This is a genomic window from Allobosea sp. TAB14 (assembly GCF_052113865.1).
Classification (GTDB): domain Bacteria; phylum Pseudomonadota; class Alphaproteobacteria; order Rhizobiales; family Beijerinckiaceae; genus Allobosea; species Allobosea spartocytisi.
Genome location: NZ_JBFRDQ010000118.1, coordinates 1 through 22,495 on the forward strand (window position 1 = coordinate 1; position 22,495 = coordinate 22,495).

22 protein-coding genes are annotated in these 22,495 nt (G+C 68.7%); 12 read left to right on the plus strand and 10 right to left on the minus strand.

The features are described 5' to 3' along the window. Together AB4Y99_RS17755 and AB4Y99_RS17760 are read left to right on the plus strand one after the other, a co-directional pair. Positions 1–357, plus strand: a 357-nt coding sequence (locus AB4Y99_RS17755) for a sulfite exporter TauE/SafE family protein (RefSeq protein WP_441524251.1), incomplete at its 5' end; no start/stop codon positions are given. Next, positions 354–1,127 carry a TIGR02186 family protein gene (locus AB4Y99_RS17760; RefSeq protein ID WP_441524252.1) on the plus strand — a complete coding sequence of 258 codons (774 nt, stop codon included), beginning with the start codon at positions 354–356 and terminating at the stop codon, positions 1,125–1,127. The genes AB4Y99_RS17755 and AB4Y99_RS17760, both read left to right, overlap by 4 nt. Positions 1,128–1,169: 42 nt before the next feature. On the opposite strand, the gene AB4Y99_RS17765 is transcribed toward AB4Y99_RS17760, so the two are convergent. Next, positions 1,170–2,417 carry a molybdopterin molybdotransferase MoeA gene (locus AB4Y99_RS17765; protein WP_441524253.1) on the minus strand — a complete coding sequence of 416 codons (1,248 nt, stop codon included), beginning with the start codon at positions 2,415–2,417 and terminating at the stop codon, positions 1,170–1,172. A gap of 179 nt (positions 2,418–2,596) precedes the next feature. Here AB4Y99_RS17765 and AB4Y99_RS17770 point away from each other — a divergent pair, with 179 nt between their 5' ends. From AB4Y99_RS17770 to AB4Y99_RS17780, 3 genes are all read left to right on the plus strand, one after another. After that, positions 2,597–2,857 carry a sulfurtransferase TusA family protein gene (locus tag AB4Y99_RS17770; RefSeq protein ID WP_441524254.1) on the plus strand — a complete coding sequence of 87 codons (261 nt, stop codon included), beginning with the start codon at positions 2,597–2,599 and terminating at the stop codon, positions 2,855–2,857. Between the two features lie 30 nt (positions 2,858–2,887). After that, positions 2,888–4,006 (plus strand): Mrp/NBP35 family ATP-binding protein, encoded by a 1,119-nt coding sequence (locus AB4Y99_RS17775; RefSeq protein WP_191124450.1) that lies wholly within the window; start codon positions 2,888–2,890, stop codon positions 4,004–4,006. A 102-nt stretch (positions 4,007–4,108) separates the two neighbouring features. Then, complete coding sequence (locus AB4Y99_RS17780; RefSeq protein ID WP_038360811.1) at positions 4,109–4,519, plus strand: SRPBCC family protein; 411 nt, start codon at positions 4,109–4,111, stop codon at positions 4,517–4,519. Positions 4,520–4,533: 14 nt separating this feature from the next. Here the strand turns inward: AB4Y99_RS17780 and mobA are convergent, their stop codons facing one another. Both mobA and AB4Y99_RS17790 read right to left on the minus strand, forming a co-directional pair. Then, the gene (gene mobA, locus AB4Y99_RS17785; protein ID WP_441524255.1) at positions 4,534–5,160 is read right to left on the minus strand and encodes a molybdenum cofactor guanylyltransferase MobA; all 627 of its coding nucleotides are present in this window, start codon (positions 5,158–5,160) and stop codon (positions 4,534–4,536) included. Between the two features lie 36 nt (positions 5,161–5,196). After that, entirely contained in the window at positions 5,197–5,712 is a 516-nt protein-coding gene (locus AB4Y99_RS17790) for a DUF2478 domain-containing protein (RefSeq protein ID WP_142020074.1), read from the minus strand. 181 nt (positions 5,713–5,893) lie between these two features. On the opposite strand from AB4Y99_RS17790, the gene AB4Y99_RS17795 reads away from it, so the two are divergent. Further along, positions 5,894–7,156 carry a peptide ABC transporter permease gene (locus AB4Y99_RS17795; RefSeq protein WP_441524256.1) on the plus strand — a complete coding sequence of 421 codons (1,263 nt, stop codon included), beginning with the start codon at positions 5,894–5,896 and terminating at the stop codon, positions 7,154–7,156. A gap of 32 nt (positions 7,157–7,188) precedes the next feature. On the opposite strand, the gene AB4Y99_RS17800 is transcribed toward AB4Y99_RS17795, so the two are convergent. From AB4Y99_RS17800 to AB4Y99_RS17810, 3 genes are all read right to left on the minus strand, one after another. Continuing rightward, entirely contained in the window at positions 7,189–8,778 is a 1,590-nt protein-coding gene (locus AB4Y99_RS17800; RefSeq protein WP_441524257.1) for an ABC transporter substrate-binding protein, read from the minus strand. 145 nt (positions 8,779–8,923) lie between these two features. Then, positions 8,924–9,697, minus strand: a complete 774-nt coding sequence (locus AB4Y99_RS17805) for a M20/M25/M40 family metallo-hydrolase (RefSeq protein WP_441524266.1) — start codon at positions 9,695–9,697, stop codon at positions 8,924–8,926. Then, complete coding sequence (locus tag AB4Y99_RS17810) at positions 9,640–9,909, minus strand: hypothetical protein (protein ID WP_441524258.1); 270 nt, start codon at positions 9,907–9,909, stop codon at positions 9,640–9,642. The genes AB4Y99_RS17805 and AB4Y99_RS17810 overlap by 58 nt, the downstream gene beginning before the upstream one ends. A gap of 308 nt (positions 9,910–10,217) precedes the next feature. Between AB4Y99_RS17810 and AB4Y99_RS17815 the strand changes: the two genes are divergently transcribed. Next, a complete protein-coding gene (locus AB4Y99_RS17815; protein ID WP_441524259.1) occupies positions 10,218–11,186 on the plus strand; it encodes a threonine ammonia-lyase in 969 nt (322 codons plus the stop codon). A gap of 33 nt (positions 11,187–11,219) precedes the next feature. Then, a complete protein-coding gene (locus AB4Y99_RS17820; RefSeq protein WP_441524260.1) occupies positions 11,220–11,741 on the plus strand; it encodes a GNAT family N-acetyltransferase in 522 nt (173 codons plus the stop codon). A 7-nt stretch (positions 11,742–11,748) separates the two neighbouring features. On the opposite strand, the gene AB4Y99_RS17825 is transcribed toward AB4Y99_RS17820, so the two are convergent. Further along, positions 11,749–12,060 carry a peptidoglycan L,D-endopeptidase MepK gene (locus AB4Y99_RS17825; protein ID WP_051987668.1) on the minus strand — a complete coding sequence of 104 codons (312 nt, stop codon included), beginning with the start codon at positions 12,058–12,060 and terminating at the stop codon, positions 11,749–11,751. 451 nt (positions 12,061–12,511) lie between these two features. On the opposite strand from AB4Y99_RS17825, the gene AB4Y99_RS17830 reads away from it, so the two are divergent. Then, a complete protein-coding gene (locus tag AB4Y99_RS17830) occupies positions 12,512–13,684 on the plus strand; it encodes a M20 aminoacylase family protein (RefSeq protein ID WP_133562341.1) in 1,173 nt (390 codons plus the stop codon). Positions 13,685–13,765: 81 nt separating this feature from the next. Beyond that, positions 13,766–14,869: an NAD(P)/FAD-dependent oxidoreductase gene (locus AB4Y99_RS17835; RefSeq protein WP_441524261.1), complete on the plus strand. Its 1,104-nt coding sequence runs from the start codon at positions 13,766–13,768 to the stop codon at positions 14,867–14,869. Between the two features lie 151 nt (positions 14,870–15,020). Here AB4Y99_RS17835 and eda read toward each other — a convergent pair whose 3' ends face one another. From eda to zwf, 3 genes are read right to left on the minus strand one after another with little or no spacing between them, the layout of a single operon-like run. Next, positions 15,021–15,665 carry a bifunctional 4-hydroxy-2-oxoglutarate aldolase/2-dehydro-3-deoxy-phosphogluconate aldolase gene (eda, locus tag AB4Y99_RS17840; RefSeq protein ID WP_441524262.1) on the minus strand — a complete coding sequence of 215 codons (645 nt, stop codon included), beginning with the start codon at positions 15,663–15,665 and terminating at the stop codon, positions 15,021–15,023. Between the two features lie 40 nt (positions 15,666–15,705). Then, on the minus strand, positions 15,706–16,392 hold the full coding sequence (gene pgl / locus AB4Y99_RS17845; RefSeq protein ID WP_112762971.1) for a 6-phosphogluconolactonase: 687 nt from the start codon (positions 16,390–16,392) through the stop codon (positions 15,706–15,708). Beyond that, complete coding sequence (zwf, locus tag AB4Y99_RS17850) at positions 16,392–17,894, minus strand: glucose-6-phosphate dehydrogenase (RefSeq protein WP_441524263.1); 1,503 nt, start codon at positions 17,892–17,894, stop codon at positions 16,392–16,394. The genes pgl and zwf overlap by 1 nt, the downstream gene beginning before the upstream one ends. A gap of 259 nt (positions 17,895–18,153) precedes the next feature. Here zwf and AB4Y99_RS17855 point away from each other — a divergent pair, with 259 nt between their 5' ends. Both AB4Y99_RS17855 and AB4Y99_RS17860 read left to right on the plus strand, forming a co-directional pair. Continuing rightward, complete coding sequence (locus tag AB4Y99_RS17855) at positions 18,154–21,552, plus strand: transglutaminase family protein (RefSeq protein WP_441524264.1); 3,399 nt, start codon at positions 18,154–18,156, stop codon at positions 21,550–21,552. 76 nt (positions 21,553–21,628) lie between these two features. Further along, positions 21,629–22,495 (plus strand): circularly permuted type 2 ATP-grasp protein (locus AB4Y99_RS17860; RefSeq protein ID WP_441524265.1); only part of this gene is annotated, 867 nt, incomplete at its 3' end.

The following is a 22,495-nucleotide window of genomic DNA, read 5'->3' on the forward strand; positions in this document are numbered from 1 at the left end:
GTGCTCGGCGTCGGCGGCGGCTTCATCCTCGTGCCGGCGCTGATCTATTTCTTCCGCATCCCGCCCTCCGTCGTGGTCGGCACCTCGCTCTTCCAGATCCTGGTGACGATGACCGGCGCGACATTGCTGCACGCCATTACCAACCAGTCGGTCGACATCATCCTCGCCGCGCTGCTGCTGGTCGGCGGCGTCGTCGGCGCCCAGTTCGGCGGCCGCGCCGCGCGCAACCTCAACGTCGAATCCTTCCGGCTGCTGCTCGCCCTGCTGATCCTCTCGGTGGGGCTGCGCTTCGCGATCGAGCTGTTCATTCCGCCGAGCGAGCCCTTCTCGGTCGTCGTGCCGGAGAGCGCGCGATGAGAGGGGCCTGCCTCCACGCCGCCACCTTGCTGGCCGCCCTGCTGGCCCTCGCCATGCCGGCGCGGGCCGAGACGCTGATCGCGGCGATGTCGAGCCACCAGATCCAGATCACCTCGAACTATACCGGCAGCCAGCTCACCGTCTTCGGTCTCGTCGAGCGCGACGGGCGCAGCGTCGCCCGCGGCGACCCGCACGACATCATCGTCACCGTGCGTGGGCCGCGCCGCATGCTGCTGGTGCGCCAGAAGGAGCGGTTCGGCCCGATCTGGATCAACCGCACGCAGCGGCGCTTCCCCGAGAGCCCGGTCTTCCTGCTGGTCGCGACCAACCGGCCGATCAGCGAGATGATGAGCGCGGAAACGGCGAGGCGCGACCGGGTCGGCCTCGCCAATGCCGAACGCCCGGCGCAGAATTGGTTCGACGACAGCAGCGTGGCGACGTTCCGCGACAGCCTCGTGCGCATCATGCAGGGCAAGGACCTCTATGCCTATCAGCAACGGGGCGTGACCTTTCTCTCGAACTCCCTGTTCAGCGCGCCGATCGACGTCCCCGCGACGGCGCCGACCGGCTCCTATACCGTCGATGTCGTGCTCTATGCCGGCGGCGTACCGCTGGCGCGGCAGCAGACGAATTTCGAGGTGATCAAGACCGGGGCCGAGCAGCGCCTCGCCTCCGGCGCCTATGACTGGCCGTGGCTCTACGGGCTCGCCACCATCCTGCTCGCGCTGTTCCTCGGCTGGGGCGCCAGCGTCGTCTTCCGGCGCGATTGAGGCTCTTTTTCGATCCGTCGCGGCCTTGAACCGGCTGGCCCCTCAGCCGAGAAGCGCGGAATAGGGCAGGAAGGGCTGGATGCTGCCTTCCTCGGCCAGCGCCGGATCCTCGGCCAGCTCGACGAGCCCGTCGGACTGGGTCAGCGAGGCCAGCGAGCCCGCCCCCTCGCCCGGATGCCTGCGGGCCAGCGGAACGGCATCCGCCCCGGGCTCGACCGAGACACGCAGGAATTCGCGCCGCCCCGGCTTGCCCCGATGCGAAAAGCCGAGCCGCACCGGCAGACGCAGAAGCGGGTCGCACGCCGTGCCGGCCAGCCGCGCGATCATCGGCCGCGCCACGAAGGCGAAGGTGACGAAGACCGCGACCGGATTGCCGGGCAGGCCGAGGAAAGGCGTGTCCGCGATCGTGCCCACGGCAACCGGCTTGCCGGGCTTGATCGCGATCTGCCAGAAATCGAGCGAGCCAAGCGTGGCCAGCGCCGCCCTGACGTGATCCTCCTCCCCGACCGAGACCCCGCCCGAGGTGATGACCAGGTCGCAATCGTGCGCGGCTTCCTTCAGCCGTGCCGCCAGACCGTCGCGGTCGTCGCGCAGGATGCCGAGATCGACAGGCTCCGCGCCGGCGCGCGCCAGCAGGGCGCGCAGCATGGGCCGGTTGGCGTCGTAGATCGCGGCCGGAGGCAGTGTCCCGCCGGGCTCGGTCAATTCGTCGCCGGTCGAGAACAGCGCGACGCGCGGGCGGCGCCGGAGCGTGACGCGCTCCAGCCCGAGCGCCGCCAGCAGGCCGAGATCCTGCGGGCGCAGGCGGCGCCCGGCCTCGAATGCGCGAGCGCCCCGGGCGACATCCTCGCCGGCCGGCCGCAGATTGGCGCCGCGCCTCAGCCCCGGCGGCAGTAGGATCGCGTCGCCCTCGCGCGCCACATCCTCCTGCATGACGACCATATCGGCACCGGGCGGGAGCGGGGCGCCGGTGAAGATGCGCAGCGCGCCGCGTCCGAACTCCGCTGGCGCCATCTCGCCCGCAGCGACGCGACCGAGCACCGGCAGGCGGGTTTCGRCACCGGGCGCGAGGTCGTCGAAACGCAGCGCGTAGCCATCGACGGCCGAATTGGCGAAGGGCGGCAGGGGCAAGCCGGCGAAGACATCCTGCGCCAGGACACGGCCATCGGCCTGCGACAAAGGCAGCGCCTGCGTGCCGGCGACCGGAGCGACCAGGGAAACCGCCCGCGCGCCGGCCTCGGCGAGCGTCATCGGCGCATGGCSCGGCCCGATGCCTTTCAGGCGCGCCATGGCCGTTCCCGCCGCTCGCGGCCACCCGCTTCCATCGGTCTCCGCCTCTCCCCGGCTTCGCGGCATCGTCCGGGACGTTGCCGCGTTATCCCTCCCCCTTCTCCCTTGCCATGCGGGGATGGGTCAAGCGCATGGCTGCGGCGCAGGTTGCCCCTGCCCGAAAAGCCATCATATGAGACATGACGACGACAACGACCCGAGCGGGCGCGACCATGGACACCATTGCGCTCGATCTGCGCGGCCTGAAATGCCCCCTGCCCGTGCTGCATGTGCGCAAGGCGCTCGATGCGGCGGTGGCCGGCAGCCTCCTCGTCGTGCAATGCACCGATCCGATGGCGGCGATCGACCTGCCGAATCTGGCGCGCGAGACGGGCAATGCGATCGAGCGGCAGGACGGCGCGGGGCGCATCCTCGTCTTCCATATCCGCAAGGCAAGCTGAAGCCCCAAGCAAGGAACGGAGACTTCCGACGTGAGCCTTTCCCAAGCCGACATCCTGCGGGCGCTGGAACTGGTGAAACTGCCGGCGAGCGGGCAATCGCTTGCAGCGTCCGGCCGGGTCGCGGACATCCTGATCGACGGCGGCAAGGTGATCTTCGCCATCGGCATCGACGCGACCGAAGCTGCAGCGATGGAGCCGGTGCGCAAGGCGGCGGAAAGCGCCGTTGGCGGCCTGCCCGGCGTGACGCAGGTGCTGGTGGGGCTGACCGCCGACAAGGCCGCGCCTTCCGCCGGGATGCAGGCCCGCCAGCAGGCGCACCGCCCCGCGCCCGGCGGGCCGCCGCCGAAGCCGGCCGGCGTGCCCGGCGTGAAGCAGATCATCGCGGTGGCGAGCGGCAAGGGCGGCGTCGGCAAGTCGACCACCGCCGCCAATCTCGCCGTGGCGCTTTCGACCCTGGGGCTCAAGGTCGGCGTGCTCGATTCCGACATCTACGGCCCCTCGATGCCGAAGCTCTTCGGCATCACCGGCAAGCCGCAGATCGTCTCCGGCCGCACGCTCGGCCCCATGGAGGCCTATGGGCTGAAGGTGATGTCGATCGGCTTCCTCGTCGACGAGGAGACGCCGATGATCTGGCGCGGGCCGATGGTGATCTCGGCGATCACCCAGATGCTGCGCGAGGTCGCCTGGGGCGAGCTCGACGTGCTCGTCGTCGACATGCCGCCCGGTACCGGCGACGCCCAGCTCACCATGGCCCAGCAGGTGCCGCTTGCCGGCGCCGTCATCGTCTCGACGCCGCAGGACCTCGCCTTGCTCGACGCAAGGCGCGGCGTGGCGATGTTCAGGAAGGTCGCCGTGCCGATCCTCGGACTCGTCGAGAACATGAGCTATTTCATCTGCCCGGAATGCGGGCACCGCTCCGATATCTTCGCCCATGGCGGCGCGCGGCACGAGGCGGAACGGCTCGGCATCCCCTTCCTCGGCGAAATCCCGCTCGCCATGCCGATCCGCGAAACCTCGGACGGCGGGCGTCCGATCGTCGCCAGCGACCCTTCGAGCGCCCATGCCAAGGCCTATATCGCCCTGGCGCGGCAGGTCCAGGCGGCCTTGGGTGGCGCGACACGGGCGGCACCGCGCATCGTCATCGAGTAGAGCCCAGGCGCCGGCCGCAGGACGCGGCTTGACATGGACGCCGCTTGACATGGCGGCGATCTTGTTCTTCTTTTGTTCCTAATCGAACGAAGGAGGCATGTGATGGCCATCCATCGCGCCCGGCATATCGGCATCGGCGTCGCGCGCCCGGCCGAGGAGGTCTATGCCTTCCTCGCCGATCCCGTGAATTTTCCGCGATGGGCCGAGGGGCTCGGCCACAGCTTCGTCCATGTCGAGGGCATGACCTGGCGGGCGGAGACGCCGATGGGCCCGATGCGCATCCTGTTCAGCGAGCCGAACCAGCACGGCGTGCTCGACCATGCCGTCATCCCCGATCACGGCGCCGCCATGCACAATCCGATGCGGGTCGTGCCCAATGGCGACGGCGCCGAGGTGGTGTTCACCCTGTTCCAGCGCGACGGCATGTCCGACGACGACATGGCGGCCGATGCGGGCATGATCGCGCGCGACCTCGCGGCGCTGAAGGCGCTGCTGGAGCGCGGAGGAGCCTGAGGCGCCATTGCGAGCTAACCCAGGCGCCGGAGGATGTCCTGCGCCTCGGCCAGATCGTTCGGCGTGTTGATGTTGAAGAAGGGATCGACCGGCTCCGCCTGCCATTCGGCGACGGCGACCCCATGCTTCGCCGTCCAGTGGCCGAGCCGGCGTTCGCCGCCCGCCAGCGCTGCCWGCAAATCCTCCCGCAGCGCCACCGGCCAGAGCCCGATGGCGTGGTGCTGCCGGCCGGCCGATGCGGCACAGGCGAGCGGCGTTCCGGCGGCTGCGCGCGCCGCATGCAGGCGGGCGACCAGATCGGCCGGAATGAAGGGGGTATCGGCCGCGACGCTGACGAGCCAGCCATCGTTCGGCCGATGCGCGACAAGCCAGTCCAGCCCGGCGAGGATGCCCGCAAGGGGGCCGGCGAAATCGGGCACGGAATCGGCCACCACCGGCAGGCCATGGGCGGCGAAGCGGGCGGGATCGCCATTGGCGTTGAGCAGCAGGCCGTCGCACTGGCCGCGCAAGCGCTCGACGACATGGTCGAGCACGGGCCTCCCGGCCAGGAGCCTGAGCGGCTTGTCGCCGCCGCCCATGCGCCGGGCGAGGCCGCCGGCAAGGATAAGCCCGAGGGGAGGCGCAGGCGGGGCGCTGCTCATGACGGTGCACGCGAGGACGCCATCAGCCCGTGCCGATCAGGCCGCAAGCCGCATCGCATCCACCACCCAGCGCTCGATCTGCTCCTCATCGACCGCCAATTCGATCCAATCATCACCGACGAAAGCGCGCCAGGCCGGCAGGACATCATGGCGCACCGCGAGCAGGACGGGCAGGCCGGCCATGACCGCCTTCGCGATCTCGTCGCGCAGCCCCCCGCCCAGCGCCTCCTGCTTGCCGAACTTGTTGACGACGACGAGATCGGCCCGCTCCGTCAGCGCGCCCGAAAACGCCGCCGCGGCAGCGGCCAGCCCGGCCGCGTCGAGCCGGCAGCCCTCGGCGGAAGGTCCGAGATCCTGGCTGATCGGAAAGCGGGTGCCGTTGGCAAGGTCCTCGAGCGACATCGCCATGCAGCGGTCTTCGCAGGCCTCGTCATTATGTTGGATGACGCCGCCGAGCCGCAGGCCGCGGCGCCTCAGCCGCGCGACGACGCCCTGCATGAAGCCGTCGATTCCGAAATTGCTTGCATAGGGGATGGCGGCCAGCCGGATCATGGCCGATTCATCTCACGAAGCCCCCTGTCGCGCCAGTGGTTCGCGGTGGCCGGCGGACTCGCAAGATGCCGGCGCAGTGTTGCGCCGCACCTACAGTCGCGCGCCCCCTCTCTCGCTAGGGTAGCGACGGCTCAATCCGGGCGGCCGGGCTGGCCGAAGGCCTGTCATCGATCCGGGACGCATGAACCGACCTCCTTCCAAGGCCCAGCTCGACCCCGCTACCGACGCAGCGAGACTGCTGCGACGCATCGGCTTCGCGACGCTCGCACTCGTGCTGCCGCTGGCCGCGCTGGTTTCGCGCCGCGCCGCGGTGGTGCTGGTGCCGATCGGCATCGCGCTGCTGATCATCGCCGCGCTCGTGGAGGAGCCACGCCATTTCCTCGGCGGGCTGAAGGCGGCGCTGCTCAGCCGCCCCGGGCTCATCCTGCTCGGGCTGATCGCCTGGGCGGCGCTGTCGCTGATCTGGAGCCCCTATCCCGGCACCGCCGCCGAGAAGGCCGGCAACCTGGCGCTCGCCGTCGCGCTCGGCTTCGTCGGCCTGTCGGCGCTGCCCGAGCGAATGCGGGCCTCCAACCTCAATCTCGTGGCTCTCGGCACCAGCGTCGCCGGCGTCTTCGCGCTGGGCCTCATCATCGTCGCGGCGCTGCGCCATGCGGCGGCGCCGCCCGGCGCGGTCGAGCGCGGCGTTTCGATCATCCTGATCATGGCCTGGCCGGCACTGGCCTGGCTCTTGTCGCGCGAGCGCGGCATGACCGCGCTCGGGCTCGCGCTCATCGTCGGCCTGCTGGCGCTGACCCGCTTCGAGGATGGCGAGACGGTGGCGATGATCTTCGGCGCCGTCGCCTTCGGCGCGGTCACGGCCAGCCGCGAGGGCGCGACCAAGGTCATCGCCGCGATCATCGCGGGGCTGATGCTGTTCGCGCCGCTCCTGCCCTTCCTGCTCGCGCCGCTCGTCTCGGCCCTGCCGGACAGCAGCAGCGACTTCGCCCAGATGCTGTCGATCTGGGCCGACGTCATCCGGCAATCGCCGGTGGAGCTGATCACGGGCCACGGCCTCGACACCGTCCTGCGCGGCCAGATGACCGGCGTCCTGCCGCAGCCGGCGCCGGTGACCCTGCTGTTCGAGACCTGGTACGAGCTCGGACTGGTGGGGGCCGCCACGGCCGCCGCCTGCCTCTATTTCGCGATCCGCGCCGCGGGGCGCATGTCCGGCGCCCTCTCGGCGGGCGGCGTCGCGRCCTTCACCACCGCCTTCGCGCTCGGCACCTTCGGCTTCGCGCCGCTGCTGCCCTGGTGGCTGATGACGCTGACCGCCGTCGTGCTGATGTTCGGCGCGATCGCGCGCGGCCAGTACCGCACGGACCGCCCGGCCGTACCGCTGCCGATGCGCTCCGCGAACCATACGCGGCCGAAGGCTGGAGAGCCGCCGGCGTCCGCGACTTAAGATCACCACAGAGGCAAGCTCCGCGGCGCGGCTCACTGCCCGCGGGCAGCGACCAGCTTCAGCTTCGGCGTGTTGGCGACGTCGACGGGTATCTCATACGCCTCCTTCGTCGCGTAGCTGAGCATCTGGTGGAACAGCGGCAGGTAGATCGTCTGGTTGCGCAGCTTCTGCCAGAGTTGCGCGACGAGCCCGGCGCGCCGGCTCCGGTCGATTTCCCCGGAGATCCTGTCGATCAGCGCATCGGTTTCCGCATCGCTGTACCCCGTAGCGTTGTAGGTGCCGCGTTGCCCGTCGCGGCTGTGATAGAGCGACGAGAAAAGGTATTCGCTGTCGTAGGTCAGCGTCCCCCAGCCGGCGAGGAAGACATCGGGACCGGGCGTGCGCCGCAGCGCCTGGGACTGCGCCGCCTGCGGCTGGGCGACGAGCGTGACCCGGATTCCGATCCGGGCCAGCATCGGAACCAAAGCGCGACAGGTCTCCTCATCGTAGACGTAGCGATCGTTCGGGCAGTAGAGCGTGGTCGAGAAGCCCTCGGAATAACCGGCTTCGGCCAGAAGCTGTCGGGCCTCCGGGAGCGAGAAAGGCGGCGGCATGTCGAGCTCGCGCGTCCAGCCATCGACGAATGGCGGGATGATGATGCCGCTCGGCAGCGCCTCGCCGCGCATGACGGCACGCCGGATGTAGTCGCGATCGATGGCGAGGTTCATGGCGCGCCGGACGCGCAGATCGGCGAAGGGATTGCGGCCGCCGGCATCGGTCCCGTGCGGCGCCGGCGAGGCGACGTCGAAGCCGAGGAAGATCGTCCGGTTCTCGACACCCGTCGTGACGGTGAGGCCGGGCCGGGCGCGCAGGCGCGGCAGATCCTGAATCGGCACGTCCTGCAGGAAATCGACCGTGCCGGCGAGCAGAGCCGCGACGCGCGCGCTCGCCTGCGGCACCGGCAGATAGGTCAGGTCCGCGATGCCGAGCGGGACGCCGCCGCGATTCCAGTAGGCCTCGTTGCGCTTCATCACGGTCCTGACGAGCGGCTGCCGCGACACCAGCACGAAGGCACCGGTGCCGTTGGCATGGGCATTGGCGAAATTGGCGTCGGAGATCGGGCTGTCCGGAATAGTGGCTGTCCCGTGCTGCTCCGCCCAGGCCTTGCTCATGATCAGGATCGCCGGCGTATTGGCGATGAAAACCGGATTGGGCCTGCGCGTCCTGAACCTGACCGTGGTGTCGTCGACCTTCTCGATATCGGCAACCGAAGCGAGATGGTCGCGAAAACCGGAATTCGGCTGTAGCGCGCGCCGATAGGAGAAGACGACATCATCCGCCGAGAAGCGGCTGCCATCCTGGAAAACCACGCCTTGGCGCAGCTTGAACTCCCAGATCGTCGGGTCCTCCGGCAGCATCCGCCAGGACACCGCCAGAAGCGGGCCGAGGCGCCCTGTCCGATCGCGCTCGGTGAGACCTTCATAGATGTTCTGGACGAGAGCCGTGGTCGGCCCCTCATTGGCGACATGGGGGTCGAGCGTCAGCGCATCGCTCGAGCGCGCCCAGACAAAGGCCTGCGCAGCGGCCGGCAGCAGCAAAGCCAGCAGCGCGAACAGAAGAGCAGCGGCACGGCTGCGCGACATCCCTCCCCCCTCAGGGTCCCGACCCTCATCCCGCCGCGCCTGGCATCCTGCGGCGAGGCCTCTTCTTGGCGATCCGGGCATCGGCACACGCCGATGGCCCGAAAAGCGCTTGCTCGCGAGCCGCCTCCTGCGGCCCACCCGATCCTCAGCGCGACAGATCCGCGATCAGGCCCCGGACGAAGCGCTCCCCCGCCTCGAGCTGCTCCACCGCGATGAACTCGTCCGGCTGATGCGCCTGCGCGATATCGCCCGGACCGCACACCACCGTCGACCAGCCGGCGCCCTGGAAGAGCCCGCCCTCCGTACCATAGGCGACGACATGCCGGCCATTGTCACCGGTCAGGCGCCGGCAGAGTGCCTCCGCCGCCCCATCCGTCTCCGGCCCCATGGCCGGCGTGCTGGAGGTGATCTCGAGAGCGATGCCGGTCTCCGGAGCCACCGCCTTCATCCCGGCCTCGACCTCCGCGAGCTTTGCCCTGTAGCGCTCGGCATAGGCCTCCTGCAATTCGCCGGGAATGCAGCGCACCTCATGGGCGAACGTGCAATGCTCAGCGGCGATGTTGACCGCCGTCCCGCCCTGCACGACGCCGACATGCAGCGTCGAATAGGGCGGCTCGAAGCCGTTTCCGGCCGGGGTGCGCGCCTTGTTCTCGGCCATCGTGGTGTTGTGCCAATGGATCAGCTCGCCCGCCACCATCACCGCGGAAACGCCGACATCGATACGGCTGGAATGCACCGCATGGCCGCGAATCGTCGTGCGCATACGCAGGCCGCCCTTGTGGCCGGTCACGACCTTCATCATCGAAGGCTCGCCGACGATCACGGCCGAGGGCTTCAGCCCCTCCTGCTGCATCGACGCGATCATGACGCGCGCGCCGAGGCAGCCGACCTCCTCGTCATAGGACAGCGCGATGTGGATTGGCCGGAGAGAACGACACCGCCGTCGCGCCTGGGGCCGATGGTCGCGTAGAGATTGGCCTTCTGCCCGTCCGGGCTCGGCGCGAGCCGGCTCTCGACACCGAGCGAGGCGAGGTAGTCCCGGCAGAAATGGATCAGGTCGAGATTGCTGCGTTGCGATTCCGTGTTGAACGAAACCAGCTTCGCCAGCATCTCTTTCGGCGTCATCGTCACGAAGGCTTCTCCCAAAATCCCGCCAGACGCAGGTTCCATGCCGACAGGCTAAAGCGGTTTTCGATCCGAGTGAAACCCGAACCCGCCATTGCGAGGAGCGAAGCCACGACGCAACGCAGGAGCGGTGGCGTTCGACGCCCTAGATGGCTTCGCTACAGCCGCAATGACGGTTCAGCCGGGTCGAAAATCGCTCCAGAGCTCACTGTGATTCCGGACAAGCCGCGGCACTGACCATGCTTGACGCAGGATGCCGCGACGGGCTCTCGTGTCGCCCTGACCCGACGAAGCAGCACAGGATTGCCGCCATCATGGATTTCGATGTCACCCTCGCCGATGTGCAGGCGGCCGCGACGCGCATTGCCGGCAAGGTGCGCCGCACGCCGACCTATCACAGCGCCGGGCTTTCGGCCCGGCTCGGCGTCGAGACCTGGGTGAAGGTGGAGAGCCTGCAGCTCGGCGGCTCCTTCAAGGTGCGTGGCTGCTACAACCGGTTGATGGGGTTGAGCGAGGCGGAGCTGAAGCACGGGGTCGTCACCGTCTCGGGCGGCAACCATGCCATCGCGGTTTCGCTGGTCGCCCATGCCATGGGTGCGCGTGCGCTCGTCCTGATGCCGAAGGCGACGCCGGAGCTCAACATCGCGCTGACGCGGCAGGCCGGAGGCGAGGTCGAGCTCTGCGAGGATTCGGTCGCAGCCTTCGCCAAGGCCGAGGATTACGCCGCGCAGGGCATGGTCCATGTCCAYTCCTATGACGATCCGGCGATCATCGCCGGGCATGGCACGCTCGGCCTCGAACTCGCCAGCGACGCCGGCGGCCGGCTCGACCATGTCTTCATCTCGGTCGGTGGCGGCGGCTTCTCGGCCGGTGTCGGCGCGGCACTGAAAGGCCTCGACCCGGCCGTCAGGCTGCACGGCGTCGAGACCGAGGGCGCGACGACGATGACCCAGGCGCTGGAAGCCGGCAAACCGGTGCCTATCCGCCCGACCTCGATCGCACGCACGCTCGGCGCGCCCTTCGCGACCGAGCGGACCATGGCCGCCGCCCGGCAGTTCCTCGAGGAGATCGTGACGGTGTCCGACGCCGAGGCGGTGCGCGAGCTCGTCTGGGTGCTCCAGAACGGGCGCGTGCTGCTGGAACCGGCGGCCGCCTGCGTGGTCGCCGCGGCACTGGCCCGCAAGGACAGCTTCAGGCCGGGGGAACGCATCTGCCTCGTGCTCTGCGGCTCCAACGTCGCGCTGGAGGACATCGCCCGCTGGCGGACCGAATTCGCGGTCTAGCCTGCGAGGCGGCGCGGCTCTAGAAGCCGCCCCATGAGCCAGCCCCCTGTTCCGACATTGCAGACGCAGCGCCTCACGCTGCGCCCCATGACCGAGGCGGATTTTCCTGCCTATGCGGCGTTTCTGGCGTCGCCCCGCTCYAAGTGGATGGGCGGCCCTCTCACGACGCGGGAGGCCTGGGGCATGTTCTGCCACGACATCGCCTGCTGGCCGCTGTTCGGGCATGGCGCGCTGATGATCGCGCTGAGCGCGAACGAGGCCTGTATCGGGCAGGTCGGCATCAATGCCGGCCCGCTCTTTCCCGAGAAGGAGCTCGGCTGGCTGCTCTATGACGGCCATGAAGGGCAGGGTTACGCCACGGAGGCCGCGCGCGCCATGCTGGACTGGGCGGCACGAACCCTCCGRCTCTCAAGCCTCGTAAGCTATGTCGACCCCGGCAACGCCGCCTCGATCGCCGTCGCCGAACGGCTCGGGGCGGTCCGCGATGCGCGCGCCGAAAGGCCCGACCCGGAGGATCTGGTCTATCGGCACGCGCTGAGCGCTCTATCCGGCTGAACGCCGATCAGCCGCCGTTGCGGGCGAGCCTCGCATAGCGACCGCGCTTGGCGGCGGAGGCATAGCGGCTGCGCTTGTGACCGTACCAGGACGCCTCGCGCTGGCCGACATCAGCGTGGACGAGACCATTCGAATACGTGCCGACGCCACCGACGCTTGCCAGCGAACGGGCGGCGGCGGCCGCCTTGCGCGACGAGACCGCCAGCGGACGGAAGTCGATGGCGCGGCCGAGATAGTGCTGGGAATGCCGGGCGTGGCGTCCGCCGCAGGTCGAGGTGATCTGGATGGGGCCGATCTTGTCGACGAGCGCCGTGATCATGGACCGGGTTTCCGGCTTCAGGCAGCCCAGGCCTTTGACCTGCGGCTGGAAGGATATTTTCTGGATCGGCTCATCAGCCAGAGCGACAGCAGGCAAGAACGCGGACACGCACGCAAGCAACATCAATCGACGCATAATCAACCAAACATGAAGGGGGATGTGAGCCAATTCAGATCGGCAAATGCAAACGATCTGAGCGGAGATGATGGCTCACTATTGCCTGTAAAAGGCGAAATCATGGCTGGTGTGATTTTCTTCTATTGATCGTTTCATTCGCAATCGATGAACGGCCCCTCGGACCACAAGGGCACCCCTTCCAGCCGGCCGCCGCCATGCCATCCGTGCCCACCGCCTGCGCGCCGGCCGGCTTGGACRGGCACCGGGCGACTGGTCTAGCTTGCGCACGGCACCCGCTTTCTGCGTGGTTGCTCAATTCATCTCAGAGGATACGATGCCCAAGACCGACATCATCGCGACGCTGACCCCCGAAATCACYGCGATCCGCCGCGACATCCATCGCCATCCCGAGCTGATGTACGACGTTCACAGGACCGCCGGTCTCGTCGCCGACAAGCTCAGGGAATGGGGCGTCGACGAGGTCGTGACCGGTATCGGCCAGACCGGCGTCGTCGGCGTGATCAAGGGCAAGGGCCAGGGCTCGGGCAAGGTCATCGCCATGCGCGCCGACATGGATGCGCTGCCGATCCATGAGGAAACCAATCTCGAGCACCGCTCGACCGTGCCGGGCAAGATGCACGCCTGCGGCCATGACGGCCACACCGCGATGCTGCTCGGCGCCGCCAAATACCTGACGCAGACCCGCGATTTCGACGGGACCGCCGTACTGATCTTCCAGCCGGCCGAGGAAGGTGGCGCCGGCGCCAAGGCGATGATCGACGACGGGTTGATCACTCGTTTCGGCATCCAGGAAGTCTACGGCATGCACAACAAGCCGGGCGTCCCGGTCGGCAAGTTCGAGATCACCAAGGGCCCGGCCATGGCCGCGGCCGACCGCATCCACATCAAGATCGAGGGCCTGGGCGGGCACGCGGCCGCGCCCCATCGCGTCAACGACCCGATCGTCGCTTCCTGCGCCCTGGTCAGCGCGCTGCAGACCGTCGCCTCGCGCAATGCCGACCCGCTCGAGTCGATCGTCGTCTCGGTGACCGCACTCAATGCCGGCGAGGCCTTCAACGTCATCCCGCAGACGGCGGAGATCAAGGGCTCGGTGCGGACGCTGACACCGCAGACCCGCGAGCTCGCGCAGAAGCGCATCACCGAGATCGTCGACGGCGTGATGAAGGCCTTCGGCATGAAATACGATCTCGAATACCATCTCGGCTATCCCGTCACCTTCAACCATCACGGCCAGACCGACTTCGTGACCAGCGTGACCAAGGAAGCCTTCGGCTCCGACGCGATCACCACCGACGTCCCGCCGACGATGGGCTCGGAAGACTTCTCCTTCATGCTTGAGGAACGGCCGGGCGCCTTCATCAATATCGGCAACGGGGACTCGGCCGGGCTGCATCACCCCGCCTACGAATTCAACGACAAGGCGATCCCGGTCGGCGTGAACTACTGGGCGAGCCTGATCGAAATCTCGATGCCGCAGCGGGCTTGAGCGCAGCGAAGTCGGCTTTCGCCGATTTCGGCACTCAAAACTGCCCATCTCGGACGCGCCGAGATGGGCCGGAGAAGCGGTATGAGCGATATCGATTGCCTGGTTGTCGGGGCCGGTGTCGTCGGCCTCGCGGTGGCCCGTGAGCTTGCGCTCAGCGGCCGCGAGGTCGTCATCGCCGAGGCGGCCGACGGCATCGGCACCCAGACCTCGGCGCGCAATTCCGAGGTCATCCATGCCGGGATCTATTATCCGCCCGGCTCGCTGAAGGCGCGTGTCTGCGTGGAAGGCCGCAAGAAGCTCTACGCCTATCTCGGAGAGCGCGGCCTGCCCCACAAGGCTTGCGGCAAGTTGATCGTCGCGACCTCCGAGGCTCAGAAGCCGGCGCTGGAGACGATCATGGCCCGTGCGAAGGCGTCCGGCGTCGACTCGCTACGCTGGCTCTCCGGCGCCGAGGCCAAGGCGCTGGAGCCGGAGGTGCGTTGCGAGATCGCCCTGCTCTCGCCGGAGACCGGCGTCGTCGACAGCCATGCGCTGATGCTGTCCCTGCTCGGCGAATGCGAGGCGGCGGGTGGTTCGCTCGCGCTCAACACGCCGATCACGGGGTGGCGGCGCGAGGCGAGCGGCTTCAGCGTCGATTTCGGCGGGGCGGAGCCTGCGACCTATACGGTGCGAACCGTGATCAACTCGGCCGGCCACGGCGCGCCGAAGCTCATCGGCATGCTCGCGGGCTTTCCGGCCGAGCATGTGCCGGTGCAGCACTATGCCAAGGGCAACTACTTCGCCCTGACCGGCAAGCAGCCCTTCACGCATCTGGTCTATCCGGTGCCGGAAGCAGCGGGCCTGGGCATCCACGCCACCATCGACATGGGCGGACGGGTGAAGTTCGGCCCCGATGTCGAATGGGTCGAAAGCGACCAGGACCTGGTCGTCGATCCCGGTCGCGGAGATAAGTTCTACGCCGCGATCCGAACCTATTGGCCGGCGCTGCCGGACGGGGCGCTGGTTGCCGATTATGCCGGCATCCGGCCCAAGCTCCACGGACCGACCGAGCCGATGCCGGATTTCCGCATCGACGGGCCGGAGGTGCATGGCGTAGCGGAGCTGGTCAATCTGCTCGGCATCGAGAGCCCGGGGCTGACGAGCTCGCTCGCGATTGCCGAGATGGTGCGGGAGAAGCTGGGGTAACCTCGTCCCCCGAGTCCTTCTCCCCTCGGGGGAGAAGGTGGCAGCGCGAAGCGCTGACGGATGAGGGAATGCAGGCGCCGGACCGCCCTCATCCGCCTGCCGGCACCTTCTCCCCCGAGGGGAGAAGGACGCAGGGGAACGCGGGCGTGCCCTACCCCCTGAACTTGAGGAACGCTTCCTTCGCCTCGCGCGCCAGCGTCGTGATGCGGTTCCAGTCGCCGCTGGCGATGGCATCGGCCGGGACGAGCCAGGAGCCGCCGACGCAGATGACCTGCGGCAAGGCGAGATAATCACCGAGGTTCTTCAGGCCAACGCCGCCGGTGGGGCAGAAGCTCATCTGCGGGAACGGGCCCGAGAGCGCCTTCAGGGCCGGCGGGCCGCCGGCCTGCTCGGCCGGAAAGAACTTCGCCGTGCTGCGGCCGGCCGCGACGGCGCGCATGCAGTCGGAGGCCGTGGCGACGCCCGGCAGCCAGGGCAGGCCGGCCTTGCGCAGGGCTTCGTCGACGCTCTCGCTGAAGCCGGGGCTGACCACGGCCTGCGCGCCGGCATCCTTCACCTGCGCGACCTGCGCTGGCGTGACGACCGTGCCGGCGACGGCCAGCGCCTTCGGCACCGATCTGGCGATGGCGGCGAGCGCCTCGATCGCCGCGGGACGGCGCAGCGTGACCTCGACGACATCGATGCCGCCGGCGACCAGCGCATGGGCGAGATCGACGGCGCGCCCCGCATCCTCGATCACGACGACGGGGATGACCCCGCAGCTCTTCAGCCGGGCAATCGCGGCAGCTTCGTCCATGGTCTCATCTTTCAATCGATTTGGAGGCGGCGGATGGGCTCTACTCCTTCGCCCAATAGACGTCGAGCCCTTGCGGGCGGCCGAGCAGCATGTCCACCGGCAGCGGCGCAGCGCGGGCGCCGGCATCCTTCAGCACCGCCTCCTTGGCGGCGCCGGAGACGAGCAGGCTCACCCAGCCGGCCTCGATCAGGCGCTTGGGCGAGAGCGAGAGCCGCGGCGGCAGGCCGGGCGGTCGCGCCACGACGATGCCGCTGTCGGGCACGGCGTTGAAGATCGCCTCCCCGCCCGGGAAGAGCGAGGCGATGTGGCCGTCCGGGCCCATGCCACTGACGACGAGGTCGAGCGGCGGCAATTCGGCGAGCTCGGCGCAGAGCAACGCCGCGGCAGCCTCGATGTCGCTGCCATGGCCGTGAAAGGACAGGAAGCGGACACGGCCCTGCGTGAGCGGAGCGAATTGCTCGCGCAGCATCCGTTCGTTGGAAGCCGCGTCGTCAGCCGCGACGAAGCGCTCGTCGGTCGGCAGCAGCGTGACCTTCTCCCAGGGCAGATCCTGCCGGCCGAGCGCCGCGAGAAAGCGCGCCGGCGTGGTGCCGCCGGGCACGACCAGCGAGGCATGCTCCTTCCCGGCGAGCAATTCCTTCAGCCGGATCGCGACCGCCTCCGCCAGCGCCTCGGAGGCGTCGGCCAAGGCGGCGAAGCGATGCCAGGCGACGGGCCCCGCCGCCATCAGACGAGATCCGGATCGGCCCAGGAACGGCCATCGCGCTCGATCAGCCCGATCGCCTGCGACGGCCCCCAGGAGCCGGCGGCATAGCGATGCGGATGCGGGCTGTAGTCCTGCCAGCCGGCGATGATCGGATCGACCCAGCTCCAGGCCTGCTCGACCTCGTCGCGATGCATGAACAAGGTCTGGTCGCCGCGGATGACATCGGTCAGCAGGCGCTCATAGGCGTCGGGCGTGCGCTCGTCGAAGGCGGTGGAGTAGCGCAGGTCGAGCTGGCGCGGCACGATCTTGAGCCGACCGGAACCCGGCACCTTCATCATCAGCTGGAGCTGGACACCGTCATTCGGCTGCAGGCGGATGAACAGGCGGTTGGCGTCGAGCCGGTCGCAAGTGCCGTTGCCGAAGATAGAATGCGGCACCGGCTTGAAGGTGACGGCGATCTCGGAATAGCGCTGCGCCATGCGCTTGCCCGTGCGCAGATAGATCGGCACGCCGGCCCAGCGCCAGTTGTCGACCTCGCAGCGGATGGCGACGAAGGTCTCGGTGTTGGAGGCGTGGCCGAGTTCCTCGGCATAGCCCCTGACGCGCTGGCCGTCGATCTGGCCCGGCCCGTACTGGCCACGCACCGTGAAGCGCTGGACGTCGGGGCCGACGATGGGCCTGAGCGCCTTCAGCACCTTGATCTTCTCGTCGCGGACCGCGCCGGCCTCGAGCATGTTCGGCGGCTCGATGGCGAAGAGGGTCAGCAACTGCATGAGATGGTTCTGCACCATGTCGCGCATATGCCCGGCCTTGTCGTAATAGCCGGCGCGGCTTTCGAGRCCGACGGTCTCGGCMACSGTGATCTGGACATKGTCGATGTCGCGRCTCGACCAKGASCGYTCGAACAGGGTGTTGGCRAAGCGCAGKACSAGMAGGTTCTGSACCGTCTCCTTGCCSAGATARTGRTCGATCCGGTAGGTCCGGCTTTCCGGCAGGATGCGCGCGACGGCGTCGTTGATCTGGCGGGCCGAGGCGAGGTCGCGGCCGAGCGGCTTTTCCAGGATGACGCGCGAGGTCGGCGTCAGGATATGGGCCTTGGCGAGGTTCTCGCAGATCGGGATGAAGAGGTCCGGCGGCGTCGAGAGATAGAAGGAGCGCACGCGCTCGCTGTCGCCCAGCGCGGTCTTCAGCGCCTTGTAGGTCTCCGGCTTCAGCGCATCGAGCAGCACCATGGTGAGCCTGCGCAGGAAGGTCGCGACCTGATCCTTCGGAAGGCCTTCCTCATGAAGCCGCTGGGCGATCTGCTTCGGCAGGCCCTCGACGTCCTCCTCCTTGCGGACGACGGCGAGGATGCGGCTGTCCTCCGGCAGCACGCCTTCGCGATTGCGCTGGGCCAGCGCCGGAAAGAGCTTGCGCAGCGCCAGATCGCCGCCGGCACCGAAGATCACCAGATCGAAGGGCGGAACCGGCGTGCGCTCGGGAATGGTCTCGGGGCGAAGCCCCTGATCGGCAATGGCGTCCATGACACTCGAAACTCCGTACGGCTCACCAGATTCGATTAGCCGATCGCTGCGACCAGAGTGAGACGGTTCGGAGCGCTTGCAAAGGGGAAACAGCGGGCAGCGGCCATGCCATGCCGCCGGCCTGCAACAGCCCAAGCCTTGGGCAACCGCTCGCCGCCCTGCCGTTTCCACGGGCAGGATGGCGCTTTGCGCTGGGGACAAGCGCCGTTAACCTGAATCTGCGGCGGTCTGTCCGCGGACGACTAGCAGGTGCCGAGCCTTGGCCATCATCGCCGCGCTGAACCACGTCACCCATTACAGCTATGATCGCCCGGTCACGCTCGGGCCGCAGATCATCCGGCTGAGACCGGCGCCGCATTGCCGGGCGGCGATCAAGAGCTATTCGCTCAAGGTGACGCCGGCGCAGCATTTCGTGAACTGGCAGCAGGACCCGGCCGGCAACTGGCTGGCGCGTTTCGTCTTTCCGGAGCCGGTCAGCGAATTTCGCATCGAGGTCGACGTCGTCACCGAGCTTTCGGTGATCAATCCCTTCGACTTCTTCGTCGAGGCCGAGGCCGAGACTTTTCCGTTCTCCTATGCGCCGGAGCTGCGCGACGAGCTCGCGCCCTATCTGGCGACGGAGCCCGCCGGCCCGCTTCTGGAAGCTTTCCTTGCCGCGCTGCCGAGGGAGCCTACCAACACCGTCAATTTCGTCGTCGATCTCAATGCGCGGCTGCAGGGGATGATCACCTACGGCATCCGCATGGAGCCGGGCGTGCAGGAGCCCGAGCATACGCTGTCGATCGGCTCCGGCTCCTGCCGCGACACGAGCTGGCTCTTGGTCCAGGCATTGCGACATCTCGGCCTCGCGGCGCGCTTCGTCTCCGGCTACCTGATCCAGATGAAGGCCGATATCGACCCGCTGGAAGGGCCGCGCGGCACCGACAAGGACTTCACCGACCTGCATGCCTGGGCCGAGGTCTATATTCCCGGCGCGGGCTGGATCGGGCTCGACCCGACCTCGGGCCTGCTCACCGGCGAGGGCCATCTGCCGCTGGCGGCGACCGCGCATTACCGCTCGGCCGCGCCGGTCTCGGGCGTCGCCAGCTATGCCGAGACCACCTTCGACTTCCAGATGAGCGTGGCGCGGGTGCACGAGGTGCCGCGCATCACCCTGCCCTTCTCGAACGAATCCTGGCAGGCGCTCGATGCTCTCGGCGAGACCGTCGAGGCCGATCTCAAGGCGCAGGATGTGCGSCTSACCATGGGCGGCGAGCCGACCTTCGTCTCGATCGACGACCAGACCGGGGCGGAATGGAACATCGCCGCGGCCGGGCCGACCAAGCGCGAGCGCGCCGATGTCTTGATCCGCCGCTTGCGCGAACGCTTCGCGCCGGGCGGGATGCTGCATTACGGACAGGGCAAATGGTATCCGGGCGAGAGCCTGCCGCGCTGGGCCTTCGCGCTCTACTGGCGCCGGGACGGCGAGCCGATCTGGCGCAATGCCGAGCTGATCGCCCGCGAGCCCGGCGCCAAGACCGGCGGCGATCGCGAGCTGGAGGCGGGCGCGACGATCCAGGACGCGGAGTCGCTGGCGCGCGGATTGTCCGAAAAGCTCGGCCTCGGAGCCGATTACGTCCTCCCCGCCTATGAGGATACCGGCCACTGGCTGCTCAAGGAGGCGCAGCTTCCCGACAATGTCGACCCGCTCGATTCCCGCCTCGCCGACCCGGAGGAGCGGGCGCGGATGGCGCAGGTTTTCCAGCTAGGCCTCGGCCATCCCCGCGGCTTCGTCATCCCGGTTCAGCGCTGGCAGGCGGCGGCGAATGACCGGCGCTGGCGCTCGGAGAAATGGCGGCTGCGGCGCGGCAAGCTCTTCCTCGTGCCCGGCGATTCGCCGGTCGGCTACCGGCTGCCGCTCGGCTCCCTGCCCGACATCCCCAAGGCCGAATATCCGCATATCCATCCGCAGGACCCGATGGAGCCGCGCGGTCCGCTGCCGCCGGCGGGCAGCTCGCAGGCCGCTCCGGCGCCCGGCGCCGGAACGCCGCCATCGCCGGCGGCTCCGACCAGCTTCGGCGCACCTCCCCCGCAAATGGCGGTTTCTGCCGATCCAGGCGGCACGAGCACGGCCCAGCAGCGTACCGAGCAGGAGATTGGCGGCGAGCATGTCCGCACCGCGCTCAGCCTCGAGATCCGCGACAATGTGCTCTGCGTCTTCCTGCCGCCGGTCGAGCGGCTGGAAGATTATCTCGACCTCGTCGCCTCGGTGGAGGCCACGGCCGAGGAAACCGGCCTGCCCGTGCATATCGAAGGCTACGCGCCCCCCTTCGACCCCCGCCTCGACGTCATCAAGGTCACGCCCGATCCCGGCGTGATCGAGGTCAACATCCATCCGGCGACGGACTGGCGCGAGGCGGTGGCGATCACGCAGGGCGTCTATGAGGAGGCGCGGCTGTCGCGGCTCTGCGCCGAGAAGTTCATGGTCGACGGGCGCCATACCGGCACCGGCGGCGGCAACCATGTCGTGCTCGGCGGCGTGACGCCGGCCGATTCACCCTTCCTGCGCCGGCCGGACCTGCTCAAGAGCATCGTGCTCTACTGGAACCGGCACCCGTCCCTCTCCTACCTGTTCTCCGGCCTGTTCATCGGCCCGACCAGCCAGGCCCCGCGCATCGACGAAGCCCGGCAGGACCAGCTCTACGAGCTGGAGATCGCCATGGCGCAGGTGCCGAAGCCCGGCGAGGCGCCGATCCCGCTCTGGCTGGTCGACCGGCTGTTCCGCAACCTTCTGGTCGACGTCTCCGGCAACACGCACCGCACCGAGATCTGCATCGACAAGCTCTATTCGCCGGACGGGCCGACCGGCCGTCTGGGGCTGCTGGAGTTCCGCGGCTTCGAGATGCCGCCGGATTCGCGGATGTCGCTGGCACAGCAACTGCTGCTGAGGGCCCTGATCGCCTGGTTCTGGCGCGAGCCGCAAGGCGGCAAGCTGGTGCGCTGGGGCACCGCGCTGCATGACCGCTTCATGCTGCCGGAGCTGGTCTGGCAGGATTTTCGCGATGTGCTCGCGGATCTCGACCGCGCCGGCTATGCCTTCGATCCCGTCTGGTTCGAGGCGCAGGCCGAGTTCCGCTTTCCCTTCTTCGGCAAGGTCGAGCATGGCGGCGTCGAGATCGAGATCCGGCAGGCGCTCGAGCCCTGGCACGTGCTCGGCGAGGAGGGCGCGGCCGGCGGCACGGTGCGCTATGTCGACTCCTCGGTCGAGCGGCTGCAGGTGAAGGCGAAGGGCTTCGTGCCCGGGCGGCATCTCGTCACCTGCAATGGAAGGCGCCTGCCGATGACGGAGACGGGAACCTCCGGCGAGGCGATCGCGGCGGTGCGGTTCAAGGCGTGGCAACCGGCCTCCGGCCTGCATCCGGCGCTTCCCGTGAATGCGCCACTGACCTTCGACATCGTCGACACCTGGGTCGGGCGCTCGCTCGGGGGCTGCGTCTACCATGTCGCCCATCCCGGCGGTCGCAATTACGAGACACCGCCTGTGAATTCCTACGAGGCGGAGGCAAGACGGCTCGCGCGTTTCGAGGCGATCGGTCATAGTCCCGGCACTCTGGCGATTCCGCCGGAGGAACGCAGCGCCGAATTTCCGCTCACGCTGGATCTGAGGCGCCCGCTTTGATTTGCGCAGTTTCTCTTCGTTCGGCTGAGTCCGGCCGAGCGAATGGCGCGCCGGCAGGGGTCTAGAGCTTTTGGCAGTGCAGGGCCGCATCCGGTCTGGACGCACCAAGGCGGAGCGGCGCGCGGCGCTGCTCGCCGGCTATCGCCCCCTGCCCGGCGCCCGTGACGAGTTCGTCGACGCCGAGGGCGCCGTCCGGCCGCATTGGGAGCCCTTCCTGCAAGAATGGTGCGCACTGTCGCAGGATGAGCTGCTGCAACGCTTCGGCCTGGCCGACCGGCATGTCCACGACACCGGCGTCTCCTATCGCGTCCATGGCGACATCGACGAACGCGACCCGAGCGCGGGCGAGCGCCCCTGGCCGCTGAGCCATGTGCCGCTCGTCATCCCCGGCGCGGAATGGCAGACGATCGCCGCCGGCGTGGCGCAGCGGGCGCAACTGCTCTCGACCCTGCTCGACGACATCTACGGGCCGGGCGAGATCGTCGCGAAGGATCTGCTCCCGGCCGCGGTGGTCAGCGGCAGCCCCGATTATCTGCGCCCCCTGCACGGCGCCCCGGGCGGCGGCACGCTGCAGCTTTACGCCGCCGATCTCGGCCGGGGCCCGGACGGGCGCTGGTGGGTTCTGCAGGATCGCGCCCAGGCGCCTTCGGGCACGGGCTATGCGCTGGAAAACCGGCTGGCGCTGACGCGCGCCTTTCCGGACATGTTCCGCAGCATGAACATCGAGCGGCTGGCGGCTTTCTTCCAGAGCTTCCGCGCCGGGCTGGTCGCGCGCTCGAAGCGGATCGAGCCGCGCATCTGCCTGCTGACGCCAGGCCCGCTCAACGAGAGCTATTTCGAACAGGCCTATCTCGCGCGCTATCTCGGCTTCCTCCTGGTGGAGGGCGGCGACCTCCTGATGCGGGAAGGGCGCGTGCATGTGCGCACCATCGCAGGCTTAAAG

Coding starts and splice junctions, on each gene's coding strand:
- AB4Y99_RS17760 (WP_441524252.1), top strand. CDS start 354: ATGAGAGGGGCCTGCCTCCACGCCGCCACCTTGCTGGCCGCCCTGCTG.
- AB4Y99_RS17770 (WP_441524254.1), top strand. CDS start 2,597: ATGACGACGACAACGACCCGAGCGGGCGCGACCATGGACACCATTGCG.
- AB4Y99_RS17780 (WP_038360811.1), top strand. CDS start 4,109: ATGGCCATCCATCGCGCCCGGCATATCGGCATCGGCGTCGCGCGCCCG.
- AB4Y99_RS17790 (WP_142020074.1), bottom strand. CDS start 5,712: ATGATCCGGCTGGCCGCCATCCCCTATGCAAGCAATTTCGGAATCGAC.
- AB4Y99_RS17800 (WP_441524257.1), bottom strand. CDS start 8,778: ATGTCGCGCAGCCGTGCCGCTGCTCTTCTGTTCGCGCTGCTGGCTTTG.
- AB4Y99_RS17825 (WP_051987668.1), bottom strand. CDS start 12,060: ATGATCACGGCGCTCGTCGACAAGATCGGCCCCATCCAGATCACCTCG.
- AB4Y99_RS17835 (WP_441524261.1), top strand. CDS start 13,766: ATGAGCGATATCGATTGCCTGGTTGTCGGGGCCGGTGTCGTCGGCCTC.
- eda (WP_441524262.1), bottom strand. CDS start 15,665: ATGGACGAAGCTGCCGCGATTGCCCGGCTGAAGAGCTGCGGGGTCATC.
- pgl (WP_112762971.1), bottom strand. CDS start 16,392: ATGGCGGCGGGGCCCGTCGCCTGGCATCGCTTCGCCGCCTTGGCCGAC.